Source organism: Streptomyces sp. NPDC002076 (assembly GCF_053593835.1).
Genome location: NZ_JBSFDI010000001.1, coordinates 819477 through 846259, shown reverse-complemented (window position 1 = coordinate 846259; position 26783 = coordinate 819477). Strand labels below are relative to the sequence as shown.

Annotated in this window: 26 protein-coding genes; 9 read left to right on the top strand and 17 right to left on the bottom strand. The window is 72.8% G+C overall.

Going from position 1 to position 26783, the window contains the following annotated elements; genetic code table 11:
• Nucleotides 1-137 precede the first annotated feature (137 nt).
• Genes ACWCQS_RS04045 through ACWCQS_RS04035 form a run of 3 tightly spaced genes read right to left on the bottom strand, consistent with a single transcriptional unit; the run spans nucleotide 138 to nucleotide 1458 of the window.
• Complete coding sequence (locus tag ACWCQS_RS04045) at nucleotides 138-308, bottom strand: hypothetical protein (RefSeq protein ID WP_451002962.1); 171 nt, start codon at nucleotides 306-308, stop codon at nucleotides 138-140.
• Nucleotides 305-1066 carry an SDR family NAD(P)-dependent oxidoreductase gene (locus ACWCQS_RS04040; protein ID WP_451002961.1) on the bottom strand — a complete coding sequence of 254 codons (762 nt, stop codon included), beginning with the start codon at nucleotides 1064-1066 and terminating at the stop codon, nucleotides 305-307. Before ACWCQS_RS04040 ends, ACWCQS_RS04045 begins: the two co-directional genes overlap by 4 nt.
• Before the next feature lie 53 nt (nucleotides 1067-1119).
• On the bottom strand, nucleotides 1120-1458 hold the full coding sequence (locus tag ACWCQS_RS04035; RefSeq protein ID WP_451002960.1) for a YnfA family protein: 339 nt from the start codon (nucleotides 1456-1458) through the stop codon (nucleotides 1120-1122).
• Nucleotides 1459-1581: 123 nt separating this feature from the next.
• Between ACWCQS_RS04035 and ACWCQS_RS04030 the strand changes: the two genes are divergently transcribed.
• Nucleotides 1582-2061: a hypothetical protein gene (locus tag ACWCQS_RS04030; protein WP_451002959.1), complete on the top strand. Its 480-nt coding sequence runs from the start codon at nucleotides 1582-1584 to the stop codon at nucleotides 2059-2061.
• Between the two features lie 18 nt (nucleotides 2062-2079).
• On the opposite strand, the gene ACWCQS_RS04025 is transcribed toward ACWCQS_RS04030, so the two are convergent.
• The gene (locus ACWCQS_RS04025) at nucleotides 2080-2484 is read right to left on the bottom strand and encodes a winged helix-turn-helix transcriptional regulator (protein ID WP_451002958.1); all 405 of its coding nucleotides are present in this window, start codon (nucleotides 2482-2484) and stop codon (nucleotides 2080-2082) included.
• Nucleotides 2485-2620: 136 nt separating this feature from the next.
• Between ACWCQS_RS04025 and ACWCQS_RS04020 the strand changes: the two genes are divergently transcribed.
• The 5 genes from ACWCQS_RS04020 (at nucleotide 2621) to ACWCQS_RS04000 (ending at nucleotide 7580) form a co-directional block, all read left to right on the top strand.
• Nucleotides 2621-3511, top strand: a complete 891-nt coding sequence (locus tag ACWCQS_RS04020) for an NADP-dependent oxidoreductase (protein WP_451002957.1) — start codon at nucleotides 2621-2623, stop codon at nucleotides 3509-3511.
• A 119-nt stretch (nucleotides 3512-3630) separates the two neighbouring features.
• On the top strand, nucleotides 3631-4716 hold the full coding sequence (locus ACWCQS_RS04015; protein WP_451002956.1) for an LLM class flavin-dependent oxidoreductase: 1086 nt from the start codon (nucleotides 3631-3633) through the stop codon (nucleotides 4714-4716).
• Complete coding sequence (locus ACWCQS_RS04010) at nucleotides 4713-5300, top strand: CE1759 family FMN reductase (protein WP_451002955.1); 588 nt, start codon at nucleotides 4713-4715, stop codon at nucleotides 5298-5300. Before ACWCQS_RS04015 ends, ACWCQS_RS04010 begins: the two co-directional genes overlap by 4 nt.
• A 138-nt stretch (nucleotides 5301-5438) precedes the next feature.
• Nucleotides 5439-6170 carry a response regulator transcription factor gene (locus ACWCQS_RS04005; RefSeq protein ID WP_451002954.1) on the top strand — a complete coding sequence of 244 codons (732 nt, stop codon included), beginning with the start codon at nucleotides 5439-5441 and terminating at the stop codon, nucleotides 6168-6170.
• The gene (locus ACWCQS_RS04000) at nucleotides 6171-7580 is read left to right on the top strand and encodes a HAMP domain-containing sensor histidine kinase (RefSeq protein ID WP_451002953.1); all 1410 of its coding nucleotides are present in this window, start codon (nucleotides 6171-6173) and stop codon (nucleotides 7578-7580) included. It abuts the gene before it with no gap.
• A gap of 142 nt (nucleotides 7581-7722) precedes the next feature.
• Here ACWCQS_RS04000 and ACWCQS_RS03995 read toward each other — a convergent pair whose 3' ends face one another.
• From ACWCQS_RS03995 to ACWCQS_RS03950, 10 genes are all read right to left on the bottom strand, one after another.
• Nucleotides 7723-9549: a phosphatidylglycerol lysyltransferase domain-containing protein gene (locus tag ACWCQS_RS03995; RefSeq protein ID WP_451002952.1), complete on the bottom strand. Its 1827-nt coding sequence runs from the start codon at nucleotides 9547-9549 to the stop codon at nucleotides 7723-7725.
• Nucleotides 9550-9703: 154 nt separating this feature from the next.
• Complete coding sequence (locus tag ACWCQS_RS03990) at nucleotides 9704-9979, bottom strand: hypothetical protein (RefSeq protein WP_451002951.1); 276 nt, start codon at nucleotides 9977-9979, stop codon at nucleotides 9704-9706.
• Nucleotides 9980-10159: 180 nt separating this feature from the next.
• A complete protein-coding gene (pstB, locus tag ACWCQS_RS03985) occupies nucleotides 10160-10981 on the bottom strand; it encodes a phosphate ABC transporter ATP-binding protein PstB (protein ID WP_451002950.1) in 822 nt (273 codons plus the stop codon).
• A 58-nt stretch (nucleotides 10982-11039) separates the two neighbouring features.
• Nucleotides 11040-11948: a sortase gene (locus ACWCQS_RS03980; RefSeq protein ID WP_451002949.1), complete on the bottom strand. Its 909-nt coding sequence runs from the start codon at nucleotides 11946-11948 to the stop codon at nucleotides 11040-11042.
• A gap of 92 nt (nucleotides 11949-12040) precedes the next feature.
• On the bottom strand, nucleotides 12041-14035 hold the full coding sequence (locus ACWCQS_RS03975; protein ID WP_451002948.1) for an Ig-like domain repeat protein: 1995 nt from the start codon (nucleotides 14033-14035) through the stop codon (nucleotides 12041-12043).
• A 111-nt stretch (nucleotides 14036-14146) separates the two neighbouring features.
• The gene (locus ACWCQS_RS03970; RefSeq protein ID WP_451002947.1) at nucleotides 14147-16801 is read right to left on the bottom strand and encodes a hypothetical protein; all 2655 of its coding nucleotides are present in this window, start codon (nucleotides 16799-16801) and stop codon (nucleotides 14147-14149) included.
• Nucleotides 16798-18513, bottom strand: coding sequence for a phosphate ABC transporter substrate-binding protein PstS (locus tag ACWCQS_RS03965; RefSeq protein WP_451002946.1), 1716 nt, complete (start codon nucleotides 18511-18513; stop codon nucleotides 16798-16800). The genes ACWCQS_RS03970 and ACWCQS_RS03965 overlap by 4 nt, the downstream gene beginning before the upstream one ends.
• The gene (gene pstA / locus ACWCQS_RS03960; protein WP_451002945.1) at nucleotides 18513-19754 is read right to left on the bottom strand and encodes a phosphate ABC transporter permease PstA; all 1242 of its coding nucleotides are present in this window, start codon (nucleotides 19752-19754) and stop codon (nucleotides 18513-18515) included. Before pstA ends, ACWCQS_RS03965 begins: the two co-directional genes overlap by 1 nt.
• Before the next feature lie 2 nt (nucleotides 19755-19756).
• Nucleotides 19757-20713 (bottom strand): phosphate ABC transporter permease subunit PstC, encoded by a 957-nt coding sequence (pstC, locus tag ACWCQS_RS03955; RefSeq protein WP_450982863.1) that lies wholly within the window; start codon nucleotides 20711-20713, stop codon nucleotides 19757-19759.
• A 272-nt stretch (nucleotides 20714-20985) separates the two neighbouring features.
• The gene (locus ACWCQS_RS03950) at nucleotides 20986-21609 is read right to left on the bottom strand and encodes a CGNR zinc finger domain-containing protein (RefSeq protein WP_451002944.1); all 624 of its coding nucleotides are present in this window, start codon (nucleotides 21607-21609) and stop codon (nucleotides 20986-20988) included.
• 98 nt (nucleotides 21610-21707) lie between these two features.
• On the opposite strand from ACWCQS_RS03950, the gene ACWCQS_RS03945 reads away from it, so the two are divergent.
• Nucleotides 21708-22502, top strand: a complete 795-nt coding sequence (locus ACWCQS_RS03945) for an MBL fold metallo-hydrolase (protein WP_451002943.1) — start codon at nucleotides 21708-21710, stop codon at nucleotides 22500-22502.
• A gap of 14 nt (nucleotides 22503-22516) precedes the next feature.
• On the opposite strand, the gene ACWCQS_RS03940 is transcribed toward ACWCQS_RS03945, so the two are convergent.
• A complete protein-coding gene (locus ACWCQS_RS03940; protein ID WP_451002942.1) occupies nucleotides 22517-23131 on the bottom strand; it encodes a TetR/AcrR family transcriptional regulator in 615 nt (204 codons plus the stop codon).
• Nucleotides 23132-23224: 93 nt separating this feature from the next.
• Between ACWCQS_RS03940 and ACWCQS_RS03935 the strand changes: the two genes are divergently transcribed.
• The gene (locus ACWCQS_RS03935) at nucleotides 23225-23824 is read left to right on the top strand and encodes a peroxiredoxin-like family protein (RefSeq protein WP_451002941.1); all 600 of its coding nucleotides are present in this window, start codon (nucleotides 23225-23227) and stop codon (nucleotides 23822-23824) included.
• Between the two features lie 198 nt (nucleotides 23825-24022).
• Here ACWCQS_RS03935 and ACWCQS_RS03930 read toward each other — a convergent pair whose 3' ends face one another.
• A complete protein-coding gene (locus ACWCQS_RS03930) occupies nucleotides 24023-24988 on the bottom strand; it encodes a helix-turn-helix domain-containing protein (RefSeq protein ID WP_451002940.1) in 966 nt (321 codons plus the stop codon).
• Between the two features lie 56 nt (nucleotides 24989-25044).
• Between ACWCQS_RS03930 and ACWCQS_RS03925 the strand changes: the two genes are divergently transcribed.
• Nucleotides 25045-25812 carry an MBL fold metallo-hydrolase gene (locus ACWCQS_RS03925; RefSeq protein ID WP_451002939.1) on the top strand — a complete coding sequence of 256 codons (768 nt, stop codon included), beginning with the start codon at nucleotides 25045-25047 and terminating at the stop codon, nucleotides 25810-25812.
• A 16-nt stretch (nucleotides 25813-25828) separates the two neighbouring features.
• Here ACWCQS_RS03925 and ACWCQS_RS03920 read toward each other — a convergent pair whose 3' ends face one another.
• Nucleotides 25829-26728, bottom strand: a complete 900-nt coding sequence (locus ACWCQS_RS03920; protein WP_451002938.1) for a LysR family transcriptional regulator — start codon at nucleotides 26726-26728, stop codon at nucleotides 25829-25831.
• Nucleotides 26729-26783: the final 55 nt, after the last annotated feature.

Genomic DNA, 26783 nt, shown 5'->3' with positions numbered 1-26783 from the left:
GTGCTGGTGAGGCCCTCGGCGGGGACCGGCATCCCTGCCGAGGGCCGTCGAATTGATCGTGTGGCGCGAGCCTAGATCGCCAGTTCGTATGGCGATCGGGTGATCGGGGAGGTTCGCCCGATTGGGCTAATCGTCGGTCACTTTGCGTGGCGTACCGCGTAGATCATCACGAACGCCACGATGTGGATGCCGAAGAGGAAGTAGCCGAGGAAGTACCAGACCTTGCGTTCGTCCTTGGTCTCCTGGGCCAGGCGGGCCTTTTCGAGGGAGTCGGCGGCGTCGGGGCTCTCGGGGGATTCGGTCATCATGGCTCCCGGTGGACCTTGGTGTTGGACGCCTGGGCGCGGGGGCGCAGGACGAGGAGGTCGACGTTGACGTGGCTGGGGCGGGTGACCGCCCAGGTGATCGTCTCGGCCACGTCGTCCGCGGTGAGGGGCTCGGCGACGCCCTCGTAGACCTTGGCCGCCTTCGCTTCGTCGCCGGCGAAGCGGGTCAGGGCGAACTCGTCGGTCTTGACCATGCCGGGGGCGATCTCGATGACGCGGACCGGCCGGCCGACGATCTCCAGGCGGAGGGTCTCGGCGAGGACATGGGCGCCGTGCTTGGCGGCGACATAGCCCCCGCCGCCCTCGTACGTGCCGTGGCCGGCGGTGGAGGAGACGACCACGACCACGCCGTCGCCGCTCGCCACCAGCTTGGGCAGCAGGGCCTGGGTGAGGTTCAGGGTGCCGATGACGTTCGTCTCGTACATCGTGCGCCAGTCCTGCGGGTCGCCGGTGGCCACCGGGTCCGCGCCGAGGGCGCCGCCCGCGTTGTTGACCAGGACGCCGATGGTCTGGAAGGCCGTCGCGAACTCGTCGACGGCCGCGCGGTCGGTCACGTCCAGCTGGTAGGCGACCGCCGAGTGGCCCGCCCCGGTCAGCTCCTCGGCCAGCGCCTCGATACGGTCCTTGCGGCGGGCGGTGAGGACGACGCGGTAGCCGGCCGCGGCGAGCTGCCGGGCCGTGGCGGCGCCGATGCCGCTGCTCGCACCCGTGACGACGGCGATGCGGGAGGCGGGGGCCATGGGCAGCTCCTGGAGTTCTGGTGGCTATCGGCTCCGTCCAGCGTAAGTGAGGCTCAGGCGCCGTTCCTCGGGGCCCACATGATCACGGCCATTCCGGCGAGACAGATCAGCGCGCCCACGATGTCGTAGCGGTCGGGGCGGTAGCCGTCCGCGATCGCGCCCCACAGAAGTGAGCCGGCGACGAAGATGCCGCCGTACGCGGCCAGGATGCGGCCGAAGTGGGCGTCCGGCTGGAAGGTGGCGACGAATCCGTACGCGCCGAGGGCCAGGACCCCGCCGGTCATCCACAGCAAGCCCCGGTGCTCGCGTAGGCCCTGCCAGATCAGCCAGGCGCCGCCGATCTCGAAGACGGCGGCGACGACGAACAGGGCGGCGGAGCGGAGGATCGACATGGTCAGCAGCTTGGCATGCGGGCCGTGGGAGCCCCGGCGCGGCCTGTCACCTGATGGACGGCGCCTGCCCCGTTGTCCGCGTGGCATACATCCCTACGCCAGTCGGATCGGATGCGTGGAGTGGTGAGCGGCGTGCGGATGTGGACCTGGGGTGCGTCGGGGGCCTTGGCCGGTGTGGTGCTGGGGGCGGGGGGTGCCGTGGCCGCTCCGGCGCCCGTGCCCGCGGCCGGTCTGGAGTTCCACGGGACCGCGGTGATGGACGGGGACCGGGTGGAGGTGAAGCTGACCCCGCACAACGGCGGGCCCGCCGCCGTGCCGGACGCGACCGTGCGGCTGCGCTGGTCGGTGGCGCTGGCCGAGGAGCAGCGGTTGCCCGCGCGGTGCGCCCGGGAGGACGACCGGACGGTGCTGTGCGGCACGGGCGCGCTGGCCGCGGACGGGGTGGGGGAGCAGCTGGATGTGCCGGTGCGGCTGAAGGAGAAGCCGTCGGAGGTCACGCTGGACATCGACACGGCGTGGGCCGGTGGCGCGACGGACCAGGGCCGCACGAACGACCAGGTGAAGGTGCTGGTGCTGGACACCGGGGACGCGTACGCCTTCTGAGGCCCGCCGATCGGGGGATCAGGCGGGGTTCTGCGCGTCGTAGCGCTCGCGGGCCGCTCGTACCTCCTCGAAGTGGGTCTCGGCCCAGTCCTTCACGGCGGTCAGCAGGGCGGCGAGGCCGGCGCCGAGCGGGGTGAGTTCGTAGTCGACGCGGACGGGGACGGACGGGGTGACCGTGCGGCTGATGATGCCGTCCCGTTCGAGGGTGCGCAGGGTCTGGGTGAGCATCTTGGGGCTGACGCCGGCGATCTTGCGACCGAGGTCGCTGTAGCGCATGGGACCGGTGGCCAGGGCGGCGACGACGAGGCTGACCCACTTGTCGCTGAGCCGGCCGAGGAGCTGGTTGGTGGGGCATTCGCGCAGGAAGGCGTCGTAGTCGGCGCGGGCCTGCTCGCGGCGCTGGGCGGCGGTCATGGTCGCCATGGGCTCTTCCCTTCGGGTGAGCTACACACTCTCAGGTAACTACTTTCCCAGGGATAGTAGCTCTCCTACGGTTGGTGCTGCGGCCGAAGAGGTGCCGCGGAAATCATCAACTGCCTTGTGAATGGGGAGAGTTGTCATGCGTGCTGCGGTGGTGAGGGAGTTCGGCGGTCCGGAGCGGGTGGAGATCGCGGACGTCGCGGTGCCGGAGCCGGGGGCGCGGCAGGTGCGGATCAAGGTGGCCGCGGGTGCGCTGAACCCGGTGGACGCGGCCGTGCGCGCCGGTGTCTTCGGCGGGGCCGGCAAGACCCTCGGACTCGGCTGGGACGTGGCCGGCACGGTGGACGCGGTGGGCGCGCCCGCCTCCTGGGAGCCCGGCGAACCGGTGGTGGCGCTGGCGGCGGGCGTCGCGGAGCCGTTGGGGTCCCATGCCGAGTACGTCGTGGTGGACGCGGGTGCGGTGGCCGTGGCGCCCGCCTCGGTGGACGCGGCGCACGCGAGCACCCTGCCGCTGAACGGGCTGACCGCGCTGCAGGCCCTGGATCTGCTGGACCTCGCGCCGGGCGACAGGCTGCTGGTGACCGGGGCCGCGGGTGCGGTCGGCGGGTTCGCGGTGCAGCTGGCCGCGCACCGGGGGATCGAGGTGACCGGGCACGCCCGTGCCGACGACGAGGAGCTGGTGCGTTCCCTGGGTGCCGCGCACTTCACGGCCGGCGGGGCCGGGCCCGGGGGCGTGGACGCGGTGCTGGACGCCGCCGTGCTCGGGGCGCCGGCGCTCGGGTGGGTGCGGGACGGGGGTGCGTTCGTCGCGGTCCGTGACGGGGCGCTGCCGGAGGCGGAGCGCGGGGTGCGCTTGCGGAACGTGTGGATTCAGGCCGACGGCGCGCAGCTCGCCGAGCTGGTGCGACTGGTGGACGAGGGGGTGCTGACCCTGCGGGTGGCCGAGACGTACGCCCTGGAGGAGGCGGCCAAGGCGCATGCGCGGCTCGCGGAGGGCGGGGTGCGCGGGCGGCTGGTGCTCGTGCCCTGAGCCCTGAGGCGGCGGACCGCCCCGAGATGGCGGACTCGCGGGGTGACCGGAATAACCCGGCCGGGGCGGCGGTTCAGCGGATATAGTTGAACCGTAAACAACCTGGAGGGTGAGCGACCATGCAGTTCGGGATCTTCACGGTCGGCGATGTCACGCCGGACCCCACCACGGGGCGTACGCCGACCGAGCGTGAGCGGATCAAGGCCATGGTCGCCATCGCGCTCAAGGCCGAGGAGGTCGGCCTGGACGTCTTCGCCACCGGCGAGCACCACAACCCGCCGTTCGTGCCGTCGTCCCCGACGACGATGCTCGGCTATGTGGCGGCGCAGACGGAGAAGCTGATCCTGTCCACGTCCACCACCCTGATCACCACCAACGACCCGGTGAAGATCGCGGAGGACTTCGCGATGCTCCAGCACCTGGCCGAAGGGCGCGTGGACCTGATGCTGGGCCGCGGCAACACCGGGCCGGTCTACCCCTGGTTCGGCCAGGACATCCGGCAGGGCATCAACCTCGCCATCGAGAACTACGCCCTGCTGCGCCGGCTCTGGCGCGAGGACGTCGTGGACTGGGAGGGCAAGTTCCGCACCCCGCTGCAGGGCTTCACCTCCACCCCGCGCCCGCTGGACGGCGTACCGCCCTTCGTCTGGCACGGCTCCATCCGCTCCCCGGAGATCGCCGAGCAGGCGGCGTACTACGGCGACGGCTTCTTCCACAACAACATCTTCTGGCCGGCCGACCACACCAAGCGGATGGTCGAGCTGTACCGGACCCGGTACGCGCACTACGGGCACGGCACCCCCGAGCAGGCGATCGTCGGCCTCGGCGGCCAGGTGTTCATGCGGAGGAACTCGCAGGACGCGGTGCGCGAGTTCCGGCCGTACTTCGACAACGCGCCGGTCTACGGCCACGGGCCCTCCCTGGAGGACTTCACCGACCAGACCCCGCTCACCGTCGGCACCCCGGAGCAGGTCATCGAGAAGACCCTGTCCTTCCGCGAGTACGCCGGTGACTACCAGCGCCAGCTGTTCCTGGTGGACCACGCCGGGCTGCCGCTGAAGACCGTGCTGGAGCAGATCGACATGCTCGGCGAGGAGGTCGTGCCCGTGCTGCGCAAGGAGTTCGCGAACGGCCGGCCCGCGAACGTGCCCGAGGCGCCGACCCACCAGTCCCTGCTGGCCGCGAAGGAGGCGAGCGCCGAATGAAGCTGGTGATCGTGTCCGCGGGACTGAGCGTCCCCTCTTCCACCCGGCTGCTGGGCGACCGGCTGGCCGCCGCGGTGGCGCGGCGGGCGGAGGCGGACGTGGAGGTGATCGAGCTGCGGGACCTCGCCGTCGAGATCGCGCACAACTTCACCAACGGGTTCGCCGGGAAGGCGCTCGCCGCCGCGCAGGACGCGGTGGCGGGGGCCGACGGGCTGATCGTCGTCACACCGGTGTTCTCGGCTTCGTACAGCGGGCTGTTCAAGTCGTTCTTCGACGTGCTGGACAAGGACGCCCTGGTGGGCAAGCCGGTGCTGCTCGCGGCCACCGGCGGCACGGCCCGGCACTCGCTGGTGCTGGAACACGCGCTGCGGCCGCTGTTCGCCTATCTGCGAGCCATGATCGTCCCCACGGCGGTGTACGCGGCGTCGGAGGACTGGGGCGAGGAAGGGCTCGCCGGGCGGATCGAGCGGGCGGCGGGGGAGCTGGCCGCACTGATGTCGGGGCTGCGGGCGGGCGGAGCCGGTCAGCAGGCCGAACCGCCGGTCGTGCCGTTCGAGGAACAGCTCGCCCGGCTCGGCGCCTAGCCCGGCGCTCAGGCAAGGTGAGAAGACGGTAGGGCGGCGGGCCGGGTTGCCCGTGTGACGGTGAGAGGGGGGTAAAAAGGGTGATCGTAGGTCCGCCCGCCTCGACCGAACCGCTGCAGGCCTTGGCAAACTGGGTGCGTGCCCCAGACTGTGCTGCTCGCTGAAGACGACCGTGCCATCCGTCATGCCCTGGAGCGTGCCCTGACCCTGGAAGGGTACGAGGTGACGGCGGTGGCCGATGGCGTCGAGGCGCTGGCACAGGCCCACAAGACGCCGCCGGACGTCCTCCTGCTCGACGTGATGATGCCCGGGATCGACGGCCTCCAGGTCTGCCGGGTGCTGCGCGCCGAGGGTGACCGCACCCCGATCCTCATGCTCACCGCCCTCGTGGAAACCGCCGACCGGATCGCGGGCCTGGACGCCGGCGCCGACGACTACGTCGTCAAGCCGTTCGACGTCGAGGAGGTCTTCGCCCGGCTGCGCGCCCTGCTCCGCCGCACCAGCCCGGTGCCCGCCGGCACCGGCGCCACCGGCGGCGACAACGGCGGCCGGGACGTCCAGATCTCCGACCGGCAGGTCGAGGCCGCCGGCATCCGCATGGACCTGCAGGCCCGCCGGGCCTGGCGCGGCCAGCGCGAGCTGGAGCTGACCCGCACCGAGTTCGAGCTGCTGGAACTGCTCGTGCGCAACGCGGGCATCGTGCTCGACCACTCCACGATCTACGACCGCATCTGGGGCTACGACTTCGGGCCCGGCTCGAAGAACCTCGCCGTCTACGTCGGCTACCTGCGCCGCAAGCTCGACGAGCCCGGCGCCCCGCAGCTGATCCACACCGTGCGGGGCGTGGGTTACGTGCTCCGGGAGGACTAGGTGGGCCGCCTGCGGCGGCTGCTGGCTCCCGGCCGGCCCAAGCTGGTCTCCCTGCGCACCACCTTCGCCGTCTCCTTCGCGGCCGTCACCGCCGCCGTCACGATCCTCGTCGGCATCCTGTCGTACGGCAGCGCCGCGCGGCTCGTCCGGGTCGACCAGCAGTCGGTGTTCACGCAGGTCGTGCAGGACGTGCGGGGCGAGGTGCGGCAGCACGAGATGGTTCCCGAGGACTTCTCCTCCTCCCGCCCCGGGCACGACCTGGTCCGGCCCGCCCGCACCGATGTGCAGGTGCTGGGAGCGCAGGGACAGATCGTGGACCACGGCAACCCGAGCCTGCCCGTCACCTCCCGCGACAAGGCCATGGCGCTCGCGACGACGGCGGGGAAGGTGGTCCAGCACAAGGACGTGCCGGTGGACTCGGACGTGTACCGCATCGCCACCGTCTCGCTCGGCGACGGGCGGGGCGCGGTCCAGGTCGCGCAGGAGTTCAGCGACACCGAGGATCTGCTGCGGACACTGCAGCAGCGGACGCTGATCCTGATGTCGGCGGTCGTGGTGGCGGCCGGGCTGTTCGGCTGGTGGCTGGCCCGCCGGATCACCCGGCGCCTGGTGATCCTCACCTCCGCCGCGGAGGACGTGGCCCGTACCCGCCGGCTGGGCATCGAGGTGCCGGTTGCCGGGCTCGACGAGGTCGGGCGCCTCGGCCGCGCCTTCGACCGGATGCTGGGCCGGCTCGCGCAGTCCGAGGAGGACCAGCGACGGCTGGTGCAGGACGCGGGGCACGAGCTGCGTACGCCGCTGACGTCCCTGCGCACCAACATCTCTCTCCTGCGCCGCATCGACGAGCTGCCCCCCGCCACCCGGGAGGAACTGGTCGCCGACCTCAGCCAGGAGGCGCGGGAGCTGACCGACCTGGTCAACGAGCTCGTCGACCTCGCGGCGGGGCAGTCCGACACCGAGCCGCCGCAACGGGTGGACCTCGCCGACATCGCCGAGGACGTCGTGGGGCTCGCCAGACGCCGTACCGGGCGCGAGATCCTGCTGCGCACCAGCGGTGACACGATCACCGACGGGCGGCCCGGGATGCTGCAGCGGGCCATGTCGAATCTGGTGGAGAACGCGGCAAAGTTCGACCGGGACGGCAAGGGGCCCATCGAGGTCAACATCACCGGGCCCGCGCGGACGGGGACCGTGCGGGTGGAGGTGCTGGACCGGGGGCCGGGTATCGCCGAGGGCGACCTGATCCGGATCTTCGACCGCTTCTACCGCGCCGCGGACGCGCGCTCCCTGCCGGGGTCGGGGCTGGGTCTGTCCATCGTCCGCGAGGTCGCCATGGCCCATGGCGGAGCACCGTTCGCCTTCCGGCGGGAGGGCGGCGGAGCGGTGATCGGCTTCACGGTCGGCGGCTGAGTACCGGGACGGCTGAGCGGCAGGCGTACCTGCCGGCCCGCCTCCCGTACTCCCTCTCCATCGGCACCCTGCCGGCCGGTGAGTGCGCCGGCAGCGTGCCGCATCACCGTCGTACGGCGGTGACCTGCGGTCGGCGTGCGGCTCAGGACCGCCGTCCGCCCATCCCCGGCAGCTCCAGGAAGCCCTCCGCCCGGGCGCTCGCCAGACCGATCCTCGGGATGTCGCTGCTCTTGGCGAAGAGCAGGAAGCGCGGCTCCCACACCGGGCGGTACTTGGCGTTGGCGCGGTAGAGGGACTCGATCTGCCACCAGCGTGAGAAGAAGGTGAGGGTTGAGCGCCACAGGCGCAGAACGGGGCCCGCGCCCAGGCGGGCGCCGCGTTCGAAGACCGAGCGGAACATCGCGAAGTTCAGCGACACCCGCTGGATGCCCAGTTCCTTCGCGCGCAGCAGCAGCTCCACGACCATGTACTCCATCAGGCCGTTCTCGCAGTCGCGGTCGCGGCGCATCAGGTCCAGGGACAGGCCGTGCTCGCCCCAGGGGACGAAGCTGAGCAGGGCGCGCGGCTCGTCGTTCGCGTCGCGGCACTCCAGCATCACGCAGCGGCCGTCCCCCGGGTCGCCGAGGCGGCCGAGGGCCATGGAGAAGCCGCGTTCGGTGGCGCCGTCGCGCCAGTGGTCGGCGCGCTCGATGAGCAGGGCCATCTCGTCGGCGGGGATGTCCTCGTGGCGGCGGATGCGCACGGTGTAGCCGGCCCGCTTGACCCGGTTGTGGGCCTGGCGGACCACGCGCATGGCGCGGCCCTCCAGGGTGAAGTCGGCGATGTCGACGATCGCCTCGTCGCCGAGTTCGAGGGCGTCCAGGCCGTGCCGGGCGTAGATCGTGCCGGCCTCCTCGCTCGCGCCCATGACGGCCGGGGTCCAGGCGTGCCGGCGGGCCTCGGCGAGCCAGGCGTCGATGGCGCCGGGCCAGGCCTCGGGGTCGCCGATCGGGTCGCCGGAGGCGAGGGAGACGGCGCCGACGACGCGGTAGGTGATGGCGGCCTTGCCGGTGGGGGAGAAGATGGCGGCCTTGTCGCGGCGCAGCGCGAAGTAGCCGAGGGAGTCGCGTGCGCCGTGCTTGTCGAGCAGGGCCCGCAGCCGGGTCTCGTCCTCCTCGGTGAGCCGTCGGCGACCGCGCGGGGAGCGGAAGCAGGCGTACAGGACCAGGAGGAAGGCCGCGGCGAGCAGGACGTTGATGATGATGTCGGCCCAGCGGGGCGCGTGCACGGAGTCGACGCGGTCGGCGAGCGGGCCGACGCTGATGCCGCGCAGCAGGGTGTAGGCGAGCTCTTCGCCCCAGGGGGCGTGGGGCAGCTTGTTGGTGGCGTGCACGAGCAGCGTGCCGAGCCCGCCGGTCACCAGGATGCCGCCGGCGCCCACGGCCAGTGCGAGCTTCGGGTTGGAGGGGTCGCCGATGGCGTTGAACTCACGGCGGCCGATCAGCAGCGCTGCCACGAAGAGGCCGGTGAGGGCGGTGGAGACCCAGTTGAAGGCGTGGTCGCGGAAGGGGTGCTGGGTGAGCGCGAGGACATAGAGCACGAACAGGGGACCCGCGAACAGCAGGTTGACCACCCATGCGGCCCGCTTGCCGCGCCGCATCACCAGCGCCAGGAAGATCGCCGCCGCGGCCGAGGCCAGGCCGGCGGTGGCCAGGTACGGGGTGAAGAACTGGCCGGCGTGGTGTGTGTGCGCGTGCACGTGGCGGGCGGTGAAGAGCTTGCCGTCGTTGTGTTCCTGCACCTCTTTGCGGAACGGCAGCGACATGACCGCGATGATGTTGAAGACGGCTATCAGCCGCAGGTACCAGACGGTGGCCGAGGCCGCCCGGGCACGCAGGCGGGGGCCGGGCACGGGCAGCTGCGGTGCGCGGCGCGTGCCGCGCTGTGCGGGGACCTGTGGGGTGGGCATGGTCTGCTGCTGAGCGGACATGGTGACTGGTCACCTTGGGGGGAAAGGGGGACGAGGAGACCCCGGTCGGGGCCACCCTGACCCTACAGCCTGTAGGGTAGCCCGGTTTGGGGCGGTGTTCGCAGAGGAGCGTACCGACAATCGCTCTTACCCGGACCTTCCCGTGCAGCGCCTCTTACCCGGAGCTTCCCCCGCCGCGCCGGGCCGCCGCCAGATGCCAGGCCAGGTTTCCCACCGCCGCGCCGGCCGCGACCGCGGCGACGATCACCCCGCCGGTCGCGAGCCCGTCACTGAACAGATGCGGCCGCCGGTCCAGGCTGTGCAGCCCGAACCCGCACAGCTCGTACACGCCGACGGCGGCGACGAGAAGACTGACGACCAGCAGGGCCAGTGTTGGTGCCAGACTGCGCGCACAGACCTGCCCGCCGGCCTCCGTTTCCGTGTCCTGCATGGATCCCCCGATGAACAGACGAATGAACAGCCCTGCGACCGCTGGCGGTTGGGAACCTACAATACGTAGGGTCGGCCGGGGTCGGCGCCGCGGACGTCCGGACAAGGCCGCGCGGTGTGTCGGCTGTCACTCCCCGGCCGGTGCGCCGGGTGTGTTCGGGGGATCTGGTGCGCAGGCGGATCAGCCGAAGCGGCCCGCCACATAGTCCGCCGTGCGCGAGTCCGCCGGGGAGCCGAACATCTGCTCCGTGGGGCCGTGCTCGACGATCCCGCCGGGCGTGCCCTGCTCGGCGAGGAAGAAGGCGCACTGGTCGGAGACGCGGGCGGCCTGCTGCATGTTGTGGGTGACGATCACGATCGTGACCTCGTCCCGCAGGTCCTGGATCGTCTCCTCGACCCGGCGGGTGGAGGTCGGGTCGAGCGCCGAGCACGGCTCGTCCATGAGCAGGACCCGGGGGCGTACGGCGAGGGCGCGGGCGATGCACAGGCGCTGCTGCTGGCCGCCGGAGAGCGCGCCGCCGGGCTGCCGGAGGCGGTCGCTGACCTCCTTCCACAGGCCGGCCCGGGTCAGGGACTCCTCGACCAGCTCGTCCTTCTCACGGCGGCCCACCCGGGTGCCGGTCAGTTTCAGGCCCGCCACCACGTTGTCGTAGATCGACATCGCCGGGAACGGGTTCGGCTTCTGGAAGACCATGCCGATGCTCCGCCGGGCGTCGGTGAGCCGGCGTTCGGGGGAGTAGATGTCCTCGCCGTCGAAGAGCACCTCGCCGCCGAGGGCCGCCCCGGGGATCAGCTCGTGCATGCGGTTCAGGGTGCGCAGGAACGTGGACTTGCCGCAGCCGGAGGGGCCGATCAGGGCGGTCACCCGGCCCGCCGGCATGGTCAGCGAGACCCGGCTGAGCACCCGGTGGCTGCCGAACCAGGCCGAGACCGCGCGGGCCTCCAGGGTGGCGGGCCGGGCGGGCGGGGCGTCGGTCGCGGGGAGTACGGCGGTGTCGGTCATGGGGCCACCTCGGTGACGGAGAGCTCGGTGCGGGCTACGGCAGGTTGCTCGGGGAGGGCTACAGCAGGTTCGGGAGGAGTTCGGTGGCGCGGGTGGCGACCTGGAGGCCGAGCACCGCGAGGACCGGGGCGAAGACCAGCCACGTCTGGTGGCGGCCCCAGCGGTGCCAGGTCCACACCGCGGCGACCGCCGCGAGCAGCAGCGCCTGCAGCCACATCACCAGCGGCCACGGCACCCCGGAGGGCCGGGCCAGCGGCTCCTCGGAGCCGGGCAGGGTGCCGGAGCGGATCACCGCGGCCGGGGTCTGGAACGGGGCCGAGACCAGGTCGGCGTCGACGCGCAGGACGCCGCTCGGCATGAAACCGGGACCGGTGGCCGTGACCAGCACCAGCCGGCCCTTGCCGGAGGCCAGGGGCGCGGGTGCCGGGTCACCGGCCCGGCGGACGTCGGCGACCCGGTAGCGCGCCTTGCCCTGGCCGGTGGTCACGGTGAACGTGTCCCCGGCCGTCAGCTCGGCCAGGTGTCCGAACGGGCCGCCGTACGCGGCCGCCCGGCCCATCAGCACGCTGGTGCCGGACTGCCCGGGCATCGGCGTGTCCCGGCGGTGTCCGGGGCCGTCGGTCAGCACCGAGGAGTCGGTGCCCTCCAGCACGACCTGGGTCAGGCTCAGCTCGGGCACGTCGATGAGGGCGACCGGGGTGCCGGGTGCGAGCAGTCTGCCCTGCTGGTCGGTCTGCGCCACCGGGGCGGTGCCCAGGGCGAGTTGGTCGCGCAGCTCGTCGAACGCGGCGTGCTGGGCGTTGTGTTGCTGGATGCCGCTGAGCACCAGCAGCTGGGCGGTGCTGCCGAGCAGCAGTGCGGCCAGGCTGAGCAGGGCGCCGCGGGCGAGATGGCGTACGGCGGTCAGGCCGCGGACCCGGGCGCCGGGCGCGGCCGGTGCGAGCGCGGCGGGGGCGGCGACGGTCACGGCGGCCTGCCTCCTTCACTGGACGTTTCGTCGGTTCGGCGGGCTGCCGGGGAGCGGGTCGGGCTCCCCGGCAGCCGCGCGGGTCGGGTGGATCAGGTGGACTTGATGGTGAAGTTCGCGCCGGCCTTGGAGTTCACCGAGGCGGAACCGGTGTAGAAGGCGTGCAGCGTGTGCGTGCCGCGGCTCAGCTTCGGCAGGGTGATGGTCACCTTGCCGCCGCTCAGCGTGCCGGTCGCGAGGACCTTGGAGCCCTCGTAGATGCGCACGGTGCCGGTCGGGGTGGTGCCGGTCGCGCTGACCTTGACGGTCACCTTGGCCTGGGCGGTGTGGCTGATCGAGGTCGGCGCGGAGGTGCTCACCGACGGGGTCGCCTTGACGATCTTCAGGCTGGTCGTCGTGTGGGACGTGTAGAGACTGCCGCTGCCCGCGTAGGAGACGGTCAGCGTGTGCGTGGCGACCTTGAGGTGGTTCGGCAGGGCGACGGTGGCCTTGCCGGAGGCGTCCAGGGTGCCGGTGCCGAGGACCGTGCTGCCCTCCTTCACCGTGACCTTGCCGGTGGCGGTCACGCCGTGCGAGCCGGCGACGGTGACGGAGACCTTGGGCGTCCTGCCGTAGGCGGTGGTCGTGGTGGTCGCCTTCGTGGTGCTCGCGAACCTGACCGCGCCGGTCCAACTGGCCGGAGCACCCGTGCCGTTGAGGTTGTTGCCCGTCACGGTGCCGGTGTAGGTGCCGACCGCCAGACCCGTGAAGGTGTACGACGTCGTGCCCGCCGGGAGGTCCTTGACGGCCACCACGCGGCCGTCGGAGCCGGTCAGCGTGACCCGGTAGTCGGTCAGCGGCAGACCGGTGGCCGCCGGGGCCGTCCAGGACAGCTTCAGGCTCGCGTCGCCCGGGGTGGCCTTCAGGCCGGGCTTTGCGGGCGTGGAGGCGTCGACGCCCGACTCCTCCAGACCGCCCAGCTTGGCGTGCTTGGCCACGCTGACCGAGCCGTTGTACGGCTCGTTGACGAAGCCGAAGTCGGCGATGACCTTCTCGGCGCCGTCGGAGGCCAGCGCGGCGCTGTGGCTGCCGCTGCTGACGAAGACGTCGTAGAGGTCCTGGTCGAAGAAGATGCTGGTCGGGTCGATCGCCCGGGACGGCACGACGTTGTAGACGTCACGGCCGAAGGTGGCGTTCTCGTAGTAGGCGGTGACCGGGGAGAGCTTGCCGTTGACCGTGATCACCGGGGTGGTGGCACCGGTGTCGCCGGGCAGCTGCACGGCCGCCAGGTGCGCCCCGTCGGCCGCCGCCTGCTTGCTGTAGTCGGGGGCGACGCCGTTGTTCTGGGCGATCCAGCTGCCCACGGAGAACGGCACCAGGTTGCCGTCCTGCTCGACCGCGCTGTCGGCCTGGTTCTCCTGGACGGTCGGGATGTCCGGGGAGAGCGTGGCGTCGGTCAGGCCGATCGCCGACAGGAAGAACTTGCGGGTGCCCGAGCCGCTCTGCGGGATCCTCGGGTGCACGGCCTGCCCGTTCACCGTGGTGAGCGTGCCGGAGTAGATGTCGTGCAGCTGGTCCACCGTGAGGTTGTCCAGCGCCGAGCCCTTGACGGCGACGCCGACCGCGTCCCGGGCGAACGGGATGTAGGTGAGCGCGGTGCCCGAGGTGCTCGGGCCGCTGGAGGAGCGGGCGAAGTCGACCTGGTTCTTGATGGCGGCACCGGCGGAGTCCGGGTACTTGTCGCCGGTCAGCGACTCGCTCAGCGCGAGGCGGCCCTTGCCGGAGCCGTTCGGGCGCAGGAAGGACGGGCCGCCGGAGCGGGTCTGGATCATGGAGGTGGTGGAGCCGGTGCCGGGCTCGATCGCGTCGTAGGAGGCGATGCCCGCGCCGCTCGCCGACTTCACGGCCGTGTCGGCGTAGCTCTTGTTGTTCACCGTGTCACCGGCCAGGGCGTTGAGCACGTCCTGGGTGGTGTCGGAGCCCACGCCGACCAGCTTGCGGAAGGTCCCGGCGGGGGTGGGGTCGGCGTGGGCGGGGCTCGCCAGAGCCAGGCCGCCGGCCACCGCGGCGGCGGCGACGAGCGCCGCCGTGGAGCGCGTTCTGCGCATCGAGAGTCTCCTGACGATTGTGCGTCGGGTGTGAGAGGGGGATCTGGCAGGGTGGTACGGGCCGTCCGCCCCGAGTGCCTGTCGGGGCGGGCGGCCGTCTGGGGCCGGAGGTCAGGGCTGCGGCGGGCGCAGCCTCTCCGGCAGGGTGAAGGCCGGTACGACCGTCACCGTGCGACCGCCGGGCAGCGTCACCCGCAGCGGCAGCCGCAGCCTGCGGCCGCCGGCGAAGGGCGCGCCGAGACCGGCGGCGGCACCGAGCGCGGCCCCGGCGGGTACGGCCCAGCGCAGCGGGTTCGCCGGGTCGTCGGGGGTGGTCCCGGCGGCGGTGGTCTGTAGGGCCTTGCCGCCGTCGTACGACGCCTGCGCGCTCGGCGACGCCGAGGCCTTGCCGCTGCCGCCGTCCGCGCCGCCGGCCTTGCCGCCGTCACCGCCGGGGCCGCCGGGGATGACGCCGCCCGAACCGCCTCCGGTGCCGATGGTCTCGGAGCCGCCGCCGACGGTGCCGCCGCTCGTGCCGCCGTCGTCCCCGGCGGGTCCGGGTCCGGTGTAGTGCGCCAGCGCGTCGGCGGCCTTCAGGGCGCGCTCGCGCAGGCCGCGGGAGAGCGGGGCGTACCCGGCGGGCAGGCGGCCCGGGTCGGCGCCCTGGACCTGGCCGGCGCCGGCCGCGTACCGCAGCAGCGCCGCGTAGTCCGCGCGGGCGTCCGCCTTCAGTGACCCCGGGCGCACGGCCGCCCACACCAGCTGGGCGAGCGGGTAGGCGCCCTTCGCGGTGGCGCCGGCCGGGGTGATCTCGGCGACGCCCTTGCCGGAGGCGCTCTTGGCGGCCTCGGTCAGGGAGCTGGTCGTCGGGGCCACGAAGTCACCGGCGGCGTTGCGCAGCCGGGCGGTCTGCAGGCCGTAGCGGGCGGCGGAGGCCGCGTCGGTGACCGTGATGACGAACCGGGAGCCGACCGTCTGCGGGCCGGGCAGCTTGTAGGCGGGCGGGTTGGCCAGCGGGTCCCAGGTCGACTTCCACAGCACGTCGGCCCGCCGGGTGTGCAGGGCACCGGCGTGCATGTCGGTGACGTAGGGGTGGAAGTCGGTCATGCACTGCGTGTCGTCCTTGGGTGCGTCGGTTCCGGGCGGGACCGTGCACCACGGGTCGGACTTCGGGTAGTCGTCCGTGTGCTCGGGGTCGAAGGGGGCACCGGTGGGGTTCACGTCCGGGTTGGTGCTGTAGTACGGGTTCACCTGCATGCCCCAGCGGTCGGAGACCCCGGCGAGGAACTGCCGTGCCTGCTTGTCGGCGAGGATCCACTGCCACAGCGCGCGGGCGCTGTCGCTGTGGCCGAGCGAGGTCAGCAGGTCGGTGTCGGTGGCCGGCGTCTCGGCGACCGAGAGGTGGGCGAACTCCGGGTTCAGGTCGATGAACTCCGGGTCGCTCGCGAGGCCCGCCGGGTTGTTCCTCGCCCAGTCGTAGCCCTTGGCCGTCCTGTCGCCGACGACCGCGCCCCAGGGCGAGTTGCGGTACGACTCCGTGAGCAGCTTGGCGACCAGACGGGGCGTGAGCCTGATCGACTCGACCTTGGTGCCCGCCAGTTTCCGGATGTCCTCCGGTGCCCCGGCCTTCGGTCTGCGTTCGATGGTGAACCCGATGACCGCGCCGGACAGGGCCACGGGTGCGTATGCCGTCGTACCGGACGGGGCCGTCGTGCCGTAGTCGGCGCCCAGGGCCCGGGTGGTGAAGCCGAGGCCCGTGTCGCCCCTGCGGGTGAGCCGGTCGCGGATGTCCGGTTCGCCCATCTCGGTGTAGCCGTACACCTTCCCGGCCGGACACAGGGCCGCCTGCCAGCTGGTCATGGCGTCGGCGGCGAGCTCGCTGCCCAGGGTGGGCCGCTCCTTGGCGCCGAGCGCGCAGTTGGCGCCGACCGCGTTGAAGTCGAGCGGGATGGCGATGCGGTTGCGCCAGTTGGTGGAGGAGACCGGGGAGCCCGCGTTGACCTGGCTGTGGTCGGCGTACGGCTTGCCGTCCAGGTCCAGGTGGCCCTGCGGGACGATCACCAGCCAGCAGCGCCGGGGCGTGGTGACGCCGTTGCGGGTGACCGGGACGCCGCAGCCCAGGTGCGGGGCCTCGTTCGCGGTCTGCACCTCGAAGTACTCCTGTCCGGTGCCGTCGGCGCCGGTGCGGGCGAAGTCGACCTCGTTGGTGGTGTTGCGGTTGAAGTAGGGGTTGTTCTGCGTGTTGGTGGTGATGACCGTGCCGTCCACCGCCTTGAACGGCACCTCGGCCGGGGCGTTGGGGTCGGCGGCGCCGTAGACGTCGTCCTGGCCGTAGTTGGTGGGGTCGGCGCTGTAGAACACCTGGCGGGTGTCGTCCTGGCCGTTGCCGGGCCAGTTGCCGCGGTCGGTGGTCGGGGAGCCGCCGTACTGGCACTGGGTGCGGGGCGGCCCCGGGTTGCCCGGCACGGTGTGGTCGTCGTCGCCCCAGCACTGCATGATCTGCACGAAGTCCGTGTTGAACAGCGTGCCCGCGAACGTGGTCGGGGTGCCGCCGGTCCAGGAGACCTTGATCGCCTGGCTGGTGAGGTGGGTGGTGCGGTCCACCGTGAACCTCATGTCCTTGAACTCGCCGCGCCCGGAGACCGTGACGGCGGAGCCGGTGCCGTCGGCGGCCGCCGTGGCGGACGGGGCCGCCTGGGCGAGCGCCAGCCCGGCCAGGGCGCCGGCGGCGGCCCCGGCGAGCAGCCGGGTGAGGGCGCGGCGGACGCGGGTGGGCAGCCGGGTCACCGGGAACTCCCCTCGCCGTTGCGGTCGCCGGCGGTGCCGGGTCCGGAGTGGGCGCCGATCAGCCGGGACACCAGGGACGGCAGCAGGAGCAGGCCGAGGAGCAGGATCACGGCGAGCAGCATCAGGGTCTGGGTGGTGGTCCAGCCGTGCCCGGCAGCGATGGCGACCGGCTGGGCGAGCGCGATGGTCCCGCCGGCCGCCGCGGCGGAGCCGGTGCCGCCGCTCCCTGCGGAGCCGCCGCCCGGTGCGATGGTCTGCCCGGTGTCGGGGTCGATGGACGGCTGCCCGCTGCCGGCCCCGCCACCGCCGGCCGCGCCGGTGCCCCCGCCGGCCGATCCTCCGCTCGCGGCGCCGCCGTTCGCCGAGCCGCCGTTGGCGCCGCCGCTGCCGCCCGTGCCGCCGGAGGCGCCGCCCGAACTCCCGCCGCTGCCACCCTCCTTGGCGCCGCCACTGCCCGTGGTACACGGCGCGGCGCCCAGCTTGTCGCAGGCGGCCGGGTAGGGCGCGGTGTCGGCGAGCCGGTTGTGGCCGTCGGGGGTGAAGGTGGGGTTGTTGCAGTTCCTGATGTTGATGTTCTGGGCCCGCACGCCCGGGATCCGCCGGATCTGGTCGAAGCCCGCCTGCACCAGGTTGATCGGCAGCGGGGAGTAGCCGAGGTCGGGTGCCTGCTGCTGGCCCTGGCACATGAAGTAGTACGAGAACGCGCCGAGCGTCTTGCCCTTGTCCTGGGTGAAGGTGCCCTGCACCTTCAGCGGCAGGATCATGTACGAGTAGCTGGACAGCGGGTAGTTGCGCTTGTCGGTGTCGTTGTAGACGCCGTCCAGCTGCTGGGTGAGGTAGTCCGGGCTGCTCCTGTCCGTGTTGATCTTCGCCTTGAGCAGCGAGACGGCGACGTTCTGCGGGGTCGGCTCGGTGTAGTAGCCGGCGTGGTTCAGGACCTTGGCGACCGGATAGTGCGCGTTGAGCGCGTAGGAGTAGTTGACGTAACCGATCGCGCCCTCGCCGTAGTTCTGGGCGACATAGCCCGCCACGCCGAGGTCGCCGGACTGGGCGATCATGCCGGGGACCGTCGGGTAGTACGACGTCTGCCCACAGGCGCCGGAGCGGCCGACGCGGTTGCAGTACGCCTGCCACTGCGCCCTGTGCTGGTTGGCCATCCACAGCGTGAACTGGGCGGTGGAGCCGGAGCCGTCTGAGCGGACGACCGGGACGATCGTGCGGTGGGGCAGCTGGAGCCCGGGGTTGTCGGCCTTGATCGCCGGGTCGTCCCAGGTCTGGATCACCCCCGTGAAGATCTTCGTGACGTTGTCCCCGGACAGCCGCAGATTGGTGACCCGCTGCCCGTTGACCGTCAGGTGGTACATGAACACGGTGCCGCCCGCCACGATCGGCATGTACGCGTACGAGCCGGGCGCCGGGCGCTCCGCGGCGGAGCCGTCGGTCGGGTGGGTCTGGAACGGGATGTCCGACACCGCGAAGTCGACCGTGCCGCTGAGGAACTGCCGGCGGCCGTCGGACGAGCCGGTGCCGGCGTAACTGATCCGCATGCCGTACTGGTTCACCGCCCGGCGCCACTCGTCCACGGCGTTCTCCGCCCAGGTGGAACCGGCGCCGGAGATGGGGGTGTAGCTGTCGGCGACCGCGGGGGTCGCCGTGCTGAGGACGCAGAGGAGGGCGGCCAGGATGCCCAGTCTGCGGAGTGTCGTGAGCATCAGTGGGTCTCTCCGTCGGTGTGGTCAGCGGAACCGGTTTCGAACAGCCGCAGTCCCGGTGAGTGCAGTTCGGCGTACCTCTCCGCATCGCGGCGGGAGGCGCGTGCCGCCCGCCGCGCCTGGCGCCTGCTCTGGTGGCCCGGTCCCCGGCCGCCGATGATGCGGGCGATCGCGAAGAGGACCAGGACCAGTGCCATCAGGACCGCCGCCGCGCCGAAACCGCGGGCGATCATCGTCGGCTGGGGGGACTTGACGAAGTTGAAGACGGCGAGGGGGAGGGAGACCATCGGGCCGTCGGTCGGGTCGGCGTTCAGCGCGGCCGTGAATCCGGCCGTCAGCAGGACCGGCGAGGTCTCGCCGATGCCGCGCGCCGTGCCGAGGATGACCGCGGTGGCCAGGCCCGAGCGCGCGGTGGGCAGCACCACGTGCCACACGGTCCGCCAGCGCGGCGCGCCCAGCGCCTCCGCCGCCTCCGTCAGTGTGCCCGGCACCAGCCGCAGCACCACGTCCGCCGCCCGGATCACGATCGGCAGCATCATCTCGCTGATCGCGAACCCCGCCGCGAGCCCCGACTTCTGCATCCCGAGCCCGAGAATCCAGGTGGCGTACACCATCAGCCCGGCCACGATGGACGGCAGCGCGGTCATCGCCTCCACGATCGTGCGGACGAAACGGGAGAAGCGGCCGGGGACCTGGTTGAGGTAGACGGCGCAGGCCAGGCCCAGCGGAACCGTGATCACCAGGGCGATGGTGATCATGATGAGCGTGCCGAGCATGGCGTGGGCGATGCCGCCGTTGCTCAGCGGGTCCAGCGGGCCCGCCGCCTGCATGTCCTGGGTGAAGAAGTTGCCGTGCGGCAGGGCCTCGCGGCCGCGCCAGGCGGTGAAGCCCACCACCAGCGCGAGCGCGCTGAGCATCAGCGCGCCCGCCGTCCACAGCACGACGCTCATCACCCGGTCCCGTACCGCCTGGGCGTCCTCCTCCAGGCCGGTGAGCACGGCGTAGACGAGCAGGAAGACGGCGTACGCGATGACGGTGAAGCCCAACGCACCGGAGAACGGCGCGAGTTCACCGAACAGCAGCACGGCCGTGCACAGGCCCGAGGCGGCGGCGCCCAGGAGCGAGAGGACCCCGCTCAGGGTGGGGCCGCCGATGCGGCGCGGTACGTCGGGGATATCGGCCGCGGCTTCCCGGGGAGCGGCTTCTTCCACGCCGTCCCGGATCTCTTGTACGACGGTCATCGTCACGCCTCGCTCTGTGCGCCGGACCGCGAACGGGCCACGATGGACGAGGCGGTGAAGTTGACCGCCAGGGTGAGCAGGAACAGGGCCAGGCCCGCCGCCATCAGCGCCGACATGCCGAAGGTCGAGGCGTCGCCGTAGTGCAGGGCGATGAGGGACGAGACGGAGTTCGAGCCGGTCTGCAGGATGTGCCACTGGACGCGGAAGACCGGCGAGATGATCAGGTACACGGCGATGGTCTCGCCGAGCGCCCGGCCGAGCCCCAGCATCGTGCCGCCGATGATCCCGCCCTTGCCGTACGGCAGGACGACCGCCCGGATCATGCCCCAGCGGGTCGCGCCGAGCGCGTACGCGCCCTCCCGCTCGCCGGCCGGGGCCTGCGCGAACACCTCGCGCATCACCGAGCACTGGATCGGCGCGACCATGAGGGCGACGACGATCCCGGCGACGAAGGTGGAGGCGGTGTAGACGCTCTCGGAGGCGAGCGGCTCGCCCGGCTGGGTGCCGTCCACCGTGAACAGCGGTATCCACCCGAACCAGTCGCTCAGCCAGCGCGACAGGCCGATCACATGCTGCTGCAGGAAGAACAGCCCCCACAGCCCGTACACCACCGACGGCACGGCCGCCATCAGGTCCACCATCGAGACGAGCGTGCGCCGCAGCGGGCGCGGGGCCACGTCGGAGATGAACAGCGCGGTGCCCACGGCCAGCGGAACGGAGATCGTCACGGCGACGGCGGCGATCAGCACGGTGCCGGTGAGGACCGCGGCGATGCCGAACCGGTGGACGTCCGGCTGCCATTCGGCGGTGGTGAGGAACGCGAATCCCCGTGTCCGCAGCGCCTGTCCGGCCCTGAGCAACAAGAACAGGCCAATCGCCGCCATGACCGTGAGGACGGTCAGGCCGGTGGCCGTCAACTGGTACCGGAAGATCCGGTCCCCGAGGCCGCGGGCGGCCAACCTCCGCTGTGGCGGGGGGCTTTCGGGATGCTCCGGTCCTTCAGGTCTGCTGGGCTCCGTTCTGCCGGACCCCTCTACCGCGGACACCACGTGTGGCCCCCTCTTGCGACATGCAGCGACATGCAGCGACATGTGCGAGGACGGCGGTCCCCGCGCGGGGAGAGTCAATGGCCGGATGCTGTCGGTTCCGGTCGCCGAAGACAGAGCGCCGGTGAACGGTTCATGTCATTTCGGTGGGAGAGGTGTGTGCACGCACCACGCTTCTGGTGCGCTCAGTCGCCCTGGGGCCGTGCCGTGCGGCGGGCGTAGGCGCGGGCCGCCCGGGCGCGGTCGCCGCAGCGGGTGGAGCACCAGTGGCGGCGGCCGTGGCGCAGCAGGTACCGGTTGCAGGGCGTGGAGCCGCAGGCGGTGAGGCGGTCGGCGTCGGGGCCGGTGAGCAGGTCGGCGGCGTCGGCGGCGAGGGCGGCCAGCGCGTGTTCGACGATCTGGGTGGTGGGGTGGGCCGTCGAGCGGTACAGGCCGCGCTCGGGCGACCAGTGCAGCAACAGGGCGGCAGGGACGAGGGTCAGGGCCTCGTTGACGGCGGCGAGGGCGTCGGCGGGGGCGGGGCGGCCCTCGATGCGGGCCGCGAGCAGAGGGCGGATCCGGTCACGCAGTGAGCGCAGCCGGCTCGCGCAGGTCTCGCGCAGGTCGGCGTCCGCCGGCGCGAGCCCGCGCTCCACCAGCCAGCGCTGGGCGGCGGCGGGCGTGTCGAGCAGGTCGACCCGCTGTCCGCCGGGCTGAACGATCAGGCTGTTGGCCAGGTCGAGGGCGGGATGCCGGGCGGCGCCGGGCGCGGGCGGCAGGGCGGCCCGCTCGGCGCTCTCCTCGGTGTCGGCGGGGGGCACTGGGCGCACGGGGTTCACGGTTCTCATGGTACGGCTTGCTGCCATCCGTGAGAAAGGAGTAGCGTCCCTCATGGATGCCAGTTCTTCTATCCGTGAGGTGAACCGCCATGGCCGCCCCTTCCGCCGATTCCGGCGAGCAGATTCCCGTTTCCGACGAGCAGATTCCCGTGCGCGTCCTCGGCGGCCCCACCGTCCTCATCGAGTACGGCGGACTCCGCCTCCTCACCGACCCCACCTTCGACGACCCCGGCGACTACCCGTCCCCCAGCGGCCGCACCCTGACCAAGACCGCCCCGCCCCGCACGAGCGCCGCCGAACTCGGCCCGGTGGACGTCGTCCTGCTCTCGCACGACCAGCACGCCGACAACCTCGACCACTCCGGCCGCGCCCTGCTGGCCGCCACCCCGCGCACCCTCACCACACCGGCGGCGGCCGCGCGGCTCGGCGGCACCACCGAACCGCTCACGCCCTGGCAGTCCGTCGACCTGCCCCGCCCCGACGGCGGCACGGTCACCGTCACCGCCGCCCCGGCCCTGCACGGCCCCAAGGGCTCCGAGCCGCTCGTCGGCGAGGTCACCGGGTTCCTGCTGACCTCCGCCGACCTGCCCAGCGTCTACGTCAGCGGCGACAACGCCTCCCTGGAACTGGTCCAGGAGATCGCCGACCGGTACGCCCCCGTCGACACCGCCGTCCTCTTCGCCGGCGCACCCCGGATGCCCGTCCTCGACGACGCCCTCCTCGTCCTCGACGGCAAGGGGACGGCCACCGCCGCCCGGCTGCTCGCCGCCCGCCGGGTGGTCCCGGCCCACTGCGACAGCTGGGCCCACTTCACCGAGACCCGCGAGGACGTGGTGGCGGCGTTCGAGGAGGCGGGCCTGGCGGACCGGCTCCAGCTGGACTGAACCGGAAGCGTCCCTCAGGGCTCCAGACCGCGCAGCAGCACGGCGAGGCCGCCGAAGAACTCCCGCTCGGGGTCCACGCCTCGGGCATGCCGCGCGGTGGCGGACATGAGCGGGAACTCCTCGGGATCCAGTGCGGAGATGGCCACCGTGCCCGCGCCCGACAGGGAGCCGAGCTGTGCCAGCTGCAGGGCGCCGTTGACGTAGGCGACCAGGCTGCGCAGGGCCAGGACCCGGCGCTCGCCCGCGAAGCCCGCGTCCGTGAGGATGCCGAGCACCGTCTCCGACCAGCGCAGCACGGCGCGGGAGTGGTGCCGGTGGGCGACCGACAGCGGGATCGCCGACGGGTGCGTGCGCAGGGTGTCCCGCAGTCGCCGCACCATCACCTCGACGCGCTCGCGCCACGGCAGGTCCGCCGGCGGGGCCCCGGTGTCCACCGCCCCGAGCGCGAACTCCACGACGAGCCGCTCCAGTTCCTCGCGGTCGGCCACGTACCGGTAGAGGGCCATCGTGCTCACGCCGAGTTCCTTGGCGACCGTACGCATGGACAGCCCGGCCAGTCCGTCGCGGTCGAGGACCGCGAGCGCGGCCGAGGCCAGTCGGTCGGGGGTGAGGGAGCGGGGTCGGGGCATGGCGCTTGACAGCGTACGGCATACGCTTACGCTCGTAAGCGTACGACGTACGCCTACGCGTCCGTGCCGTGCCCACGAGGGAGGCGGTTGCCCATGTCCCCGTCCACGCCCCGGCGGCCGCTCGGCCCCGGCTCCCAGCTCGGCCCCCGCGACCTCACCCCGGTCTTTGGCCCGCCGCTCCCCGTGCCCGACCCGGCTCGCCTGGTCCACCTCCAGTTCCGCCGCTTCGCGGGCTGCCCCGTCTGCAATCTGCACCTGCGGTCCTTCGCGCGGCGGCACACGGAGATCGAGGCGGCCGGCATCAGGGAGGTCGTCGTCTTCCACTCGCCCGCCGAGGAACTGCGGGCCCACACGGCGGGCCTGCCCTTCGCCGTCGTCGCCGACCCCGACAAGCGGCTGTATGTTGAGTTCGGCGTGGAGTCGGCGCCCCGGGCGCTGCTGGACCCGCGGGTGTGGGGGCCGGTCCTGCGGGCGGTGCTGCGCAGTACCTGGACGATCCTGCGCGGCCGCGAGCGGCCCCCGGCGTCCCGGCCGCACGGCGGCCGGCTCGGCCTCCCCGCGGACTTCCTGATCGCCGCGGACGGCAGCGTGCTCGCCGCGAAGTACGGCGAGCACGCGTATGACCAGTGGGAGGTGGGGGAGTTGCTGGAGCTCGCGGACGCGGTACGACGGACCGGCGCCGCCCGGTCCTGACCGGCACCCTTCGCTGCGGCGCCCCGAAGGAGGCGGCCCTGCGGTCGGTCAGCTGTTCATCCACAGCGGTGAGTTCCCGCACTGTGGGCCCGTCACCCGGTCCGCACCTGTACCTCGGGCGTCCGCTCCCACGGCCGAGCCCGGCTCGCCGTCCGACGCGGCGCTGCGTCCGCTGGGCAGCACGGCGACCCGCGGCCCTCAGCCGCACAGCCGGTCGCCGAGGGCACTGCGTAGATAGAGGACCGCGTGCCCGTCTCGCGCCCGGGTGAGCAGACCGGCACGGTGCAGCACGCCGAGGTGCCGGCTGACCGCGGCGGGGCTCAGGCCCAGCCGGCGGGCCAGATCGGTCGTGCTCGCGGGTTCGGTGAGCGCGGCCAGCAGACGGGCCCGGGTCCGGCCGAGCAGGTCGGCCAGCGCGGCCGGCGGAGCCGGCGCGGGCGGGTCCCAGACGGTGCCGCGGCCCCGCGCCGGGTAGCCGATCCGGGGCGGGAGCGCGGGGTCGACCAGGGTGATGACGCGGTCGCAGAACAGCGACGGACTCAGCGTCACCCCGCGGCCGTCCACGGCGAGATCGCGCTGCTCGTGGCGCAGCGCGTCCACGGCCAGCGTGCCGCCGCGCCAGCGCAGTCCCGGGTCGATCCCGGCGAACAGCGCCGCGGCGCCGCCGTCGGCCAGCCGCCGGGCGCGGTGCAGGACGTCGGCCCGCAGCACGGCGTGCATCCGCGGCCAGTTGGGGGCGATCAACAGCGTCCAGTAGGCGTGCAGGGCGTCGGCGATCCGCGCGAGCAGGGCCGCCGGGTCCCCGTGCGGGGGGCGTAGCAGGGGGTGCGGCGCCAAGTCGGCCGATGCGTCGGCCAGTTCGGCCGCCACCCGGTCGGCCGGGGTCGCACGAAGGGCGGTGAACTCGTCGTCGATGTCGGGCACGGGCGACGCCGGGTGCGGGGTGAGGAAGTCGGGTATCCGCCTGCGCGGGCCGACCAGAGCCTGCAGCAGGGGCCAGTCGAGCTGTCGTAGCAGCGTGGTGGAGCGGCGCAGGAAGGGCTGGTGCTCGGCGTGCCGCACCGGGTTCTGCCACGCCCACAGGCTGAGGACGGTCTCGGTCAGCGGCGAACTCGCGAACCGCACCGAGGCCAGGTCGTCGACATCGAGCCGGAGCAGCAACATTCGCCCCACGGTAAATGTCTCGCCCGGCCGGCGGGCGCCCTGGTGGGATCCCGCCCATGACTGCTCTCGTGGACGGCTGGTACGAGCTGACGGAACCGGCCGACGGCGTCGTACGGATCAGGGAACCCCATGTCCACCCGCTGCTGCGGGGGAACCTGTGGTGGCTGCGCGGCACCGGGCGGGACCTCGTCGTGGACACCGGGCTCGGCGTGGCCGCGCTGCGCCGGAAGCTGCCGCGCCTCTTCGACCGGGACCCGCTGGCCGTCCTCACCCACGCCCACCTGGACCATGTCGGCGGCGCCCACGAGTTCCGCGAGCGGGCCGCGCACCCGGCCGCCACCGAGGCCCTGGCGGAAGGTGTGCCCGCGAGCCTGTACGGCCCCGAGCTGTACGCACGACTCGGCATCGACGCGGGCGGCGAGCCGGTACCGGATCTGCTGATCGACGCGCTGCCCCACCCCGGCTACGACCCCCGCACCTATCGCGTCGGCCCGCTGACGGTGACCCGCACCCTGCTGGACGGGGACGAACTCGACGTCGGCGGCCGCGCGTTGACCGTCCTCCACCTGCCCGGACACACCCCCGGCTGCATCGCCCTGTACGAGGAGCGCACGGGCGCGCTGTTCACGGGTGACGCGCTCTACGAGGGCGACCTCATCGACGACCTGCCCGAGTCGGACCCCGCCGCCTACCGCCGGAGCCTGGCGCGCCTCGCGGACCTGGACGTCCGCGTCGTCCTGCCCGGCCACGGCCGCCCCTTCGGCCCGGGCCGGCTGCGCGAACTGGCCGACGCCTACCTGCGCCGACCCGTGCGCGGGCACTAGGACCGCTCCGCGGGTACTAGGACCGCGCCGACGGCTGTCTGACCCCGAGGACGTCGAGCATCGCCCGGGTCGCCGGGCTCGGGTTGAACCGGCTCCAGGCCAGATACTCCAGGCGTCGCGGCCCGTCGATCACTGGCACCAGGGCCAGTCGGGAATCGCCGTCGGCGAGCGGCCGGATGAACGCCGACGGCAGCAGGGCGATGGCGAGCCCGCGCCCGATCAGCCGGATGATCAGCTCCACGACCCCCGCCTCGTACGCGACGTCACGCGACAGGCCCGCGGCGGCGAACGCCCGGTCGGACTGGGCTCGGGCGGGCGTCCCGGCCACGAAGTCCACGAAGGTCTCGCCGGCGATCTCCGCCAGCGTGACCCGGGACGCCCCCGCCAGCCGGTGCTGGGCCGGCACCACCAGGACATGCTGGTCGTGATCGAGTACGACCGTCTCCAGTCCGGCCGGCCGCTCACCCTCCGGCAGGCCCAGGAACGCGATGTCCAGCTCCCCGGCGCGGATCGCCGCCGCCATCTCGTCACTGCGGCCGGACCGCAGGACGACCCTGACCTCCGGATGCCGGGCGCGGTAGCGCTGCAGCAACTCGGGTACGTCGACGGCCGCCGTGGTCACGATCACGCCGACCGCGAGCCGCCCGCGCACCACGCCGGTCGCGGCGGCGGCGTCCGCGACCGCGCGGTCGGCGGCGGCCAGGCACTCGCGCGCGCCCACGAGGAACGCCGCGCCGGCGCCGGTCAGTTCCACCCGGCGGCTGGACCGGGCGAACAGCCGCACCCCCAACTCCCGCTCCAGCGCGGCGATCCGGTGGCTCAGCGCGGACTGCACCACCTGACACCGTTCCGCGGCACGCGTGAAGTTGAGCGTGTCGGCGACGGCGACGACGTACCGCAGCTGCTGAAGGTCCATGGATCAATCGTGATTGTTCATGGCTGCAATGACAACCATGCTTTGGAATCATGGC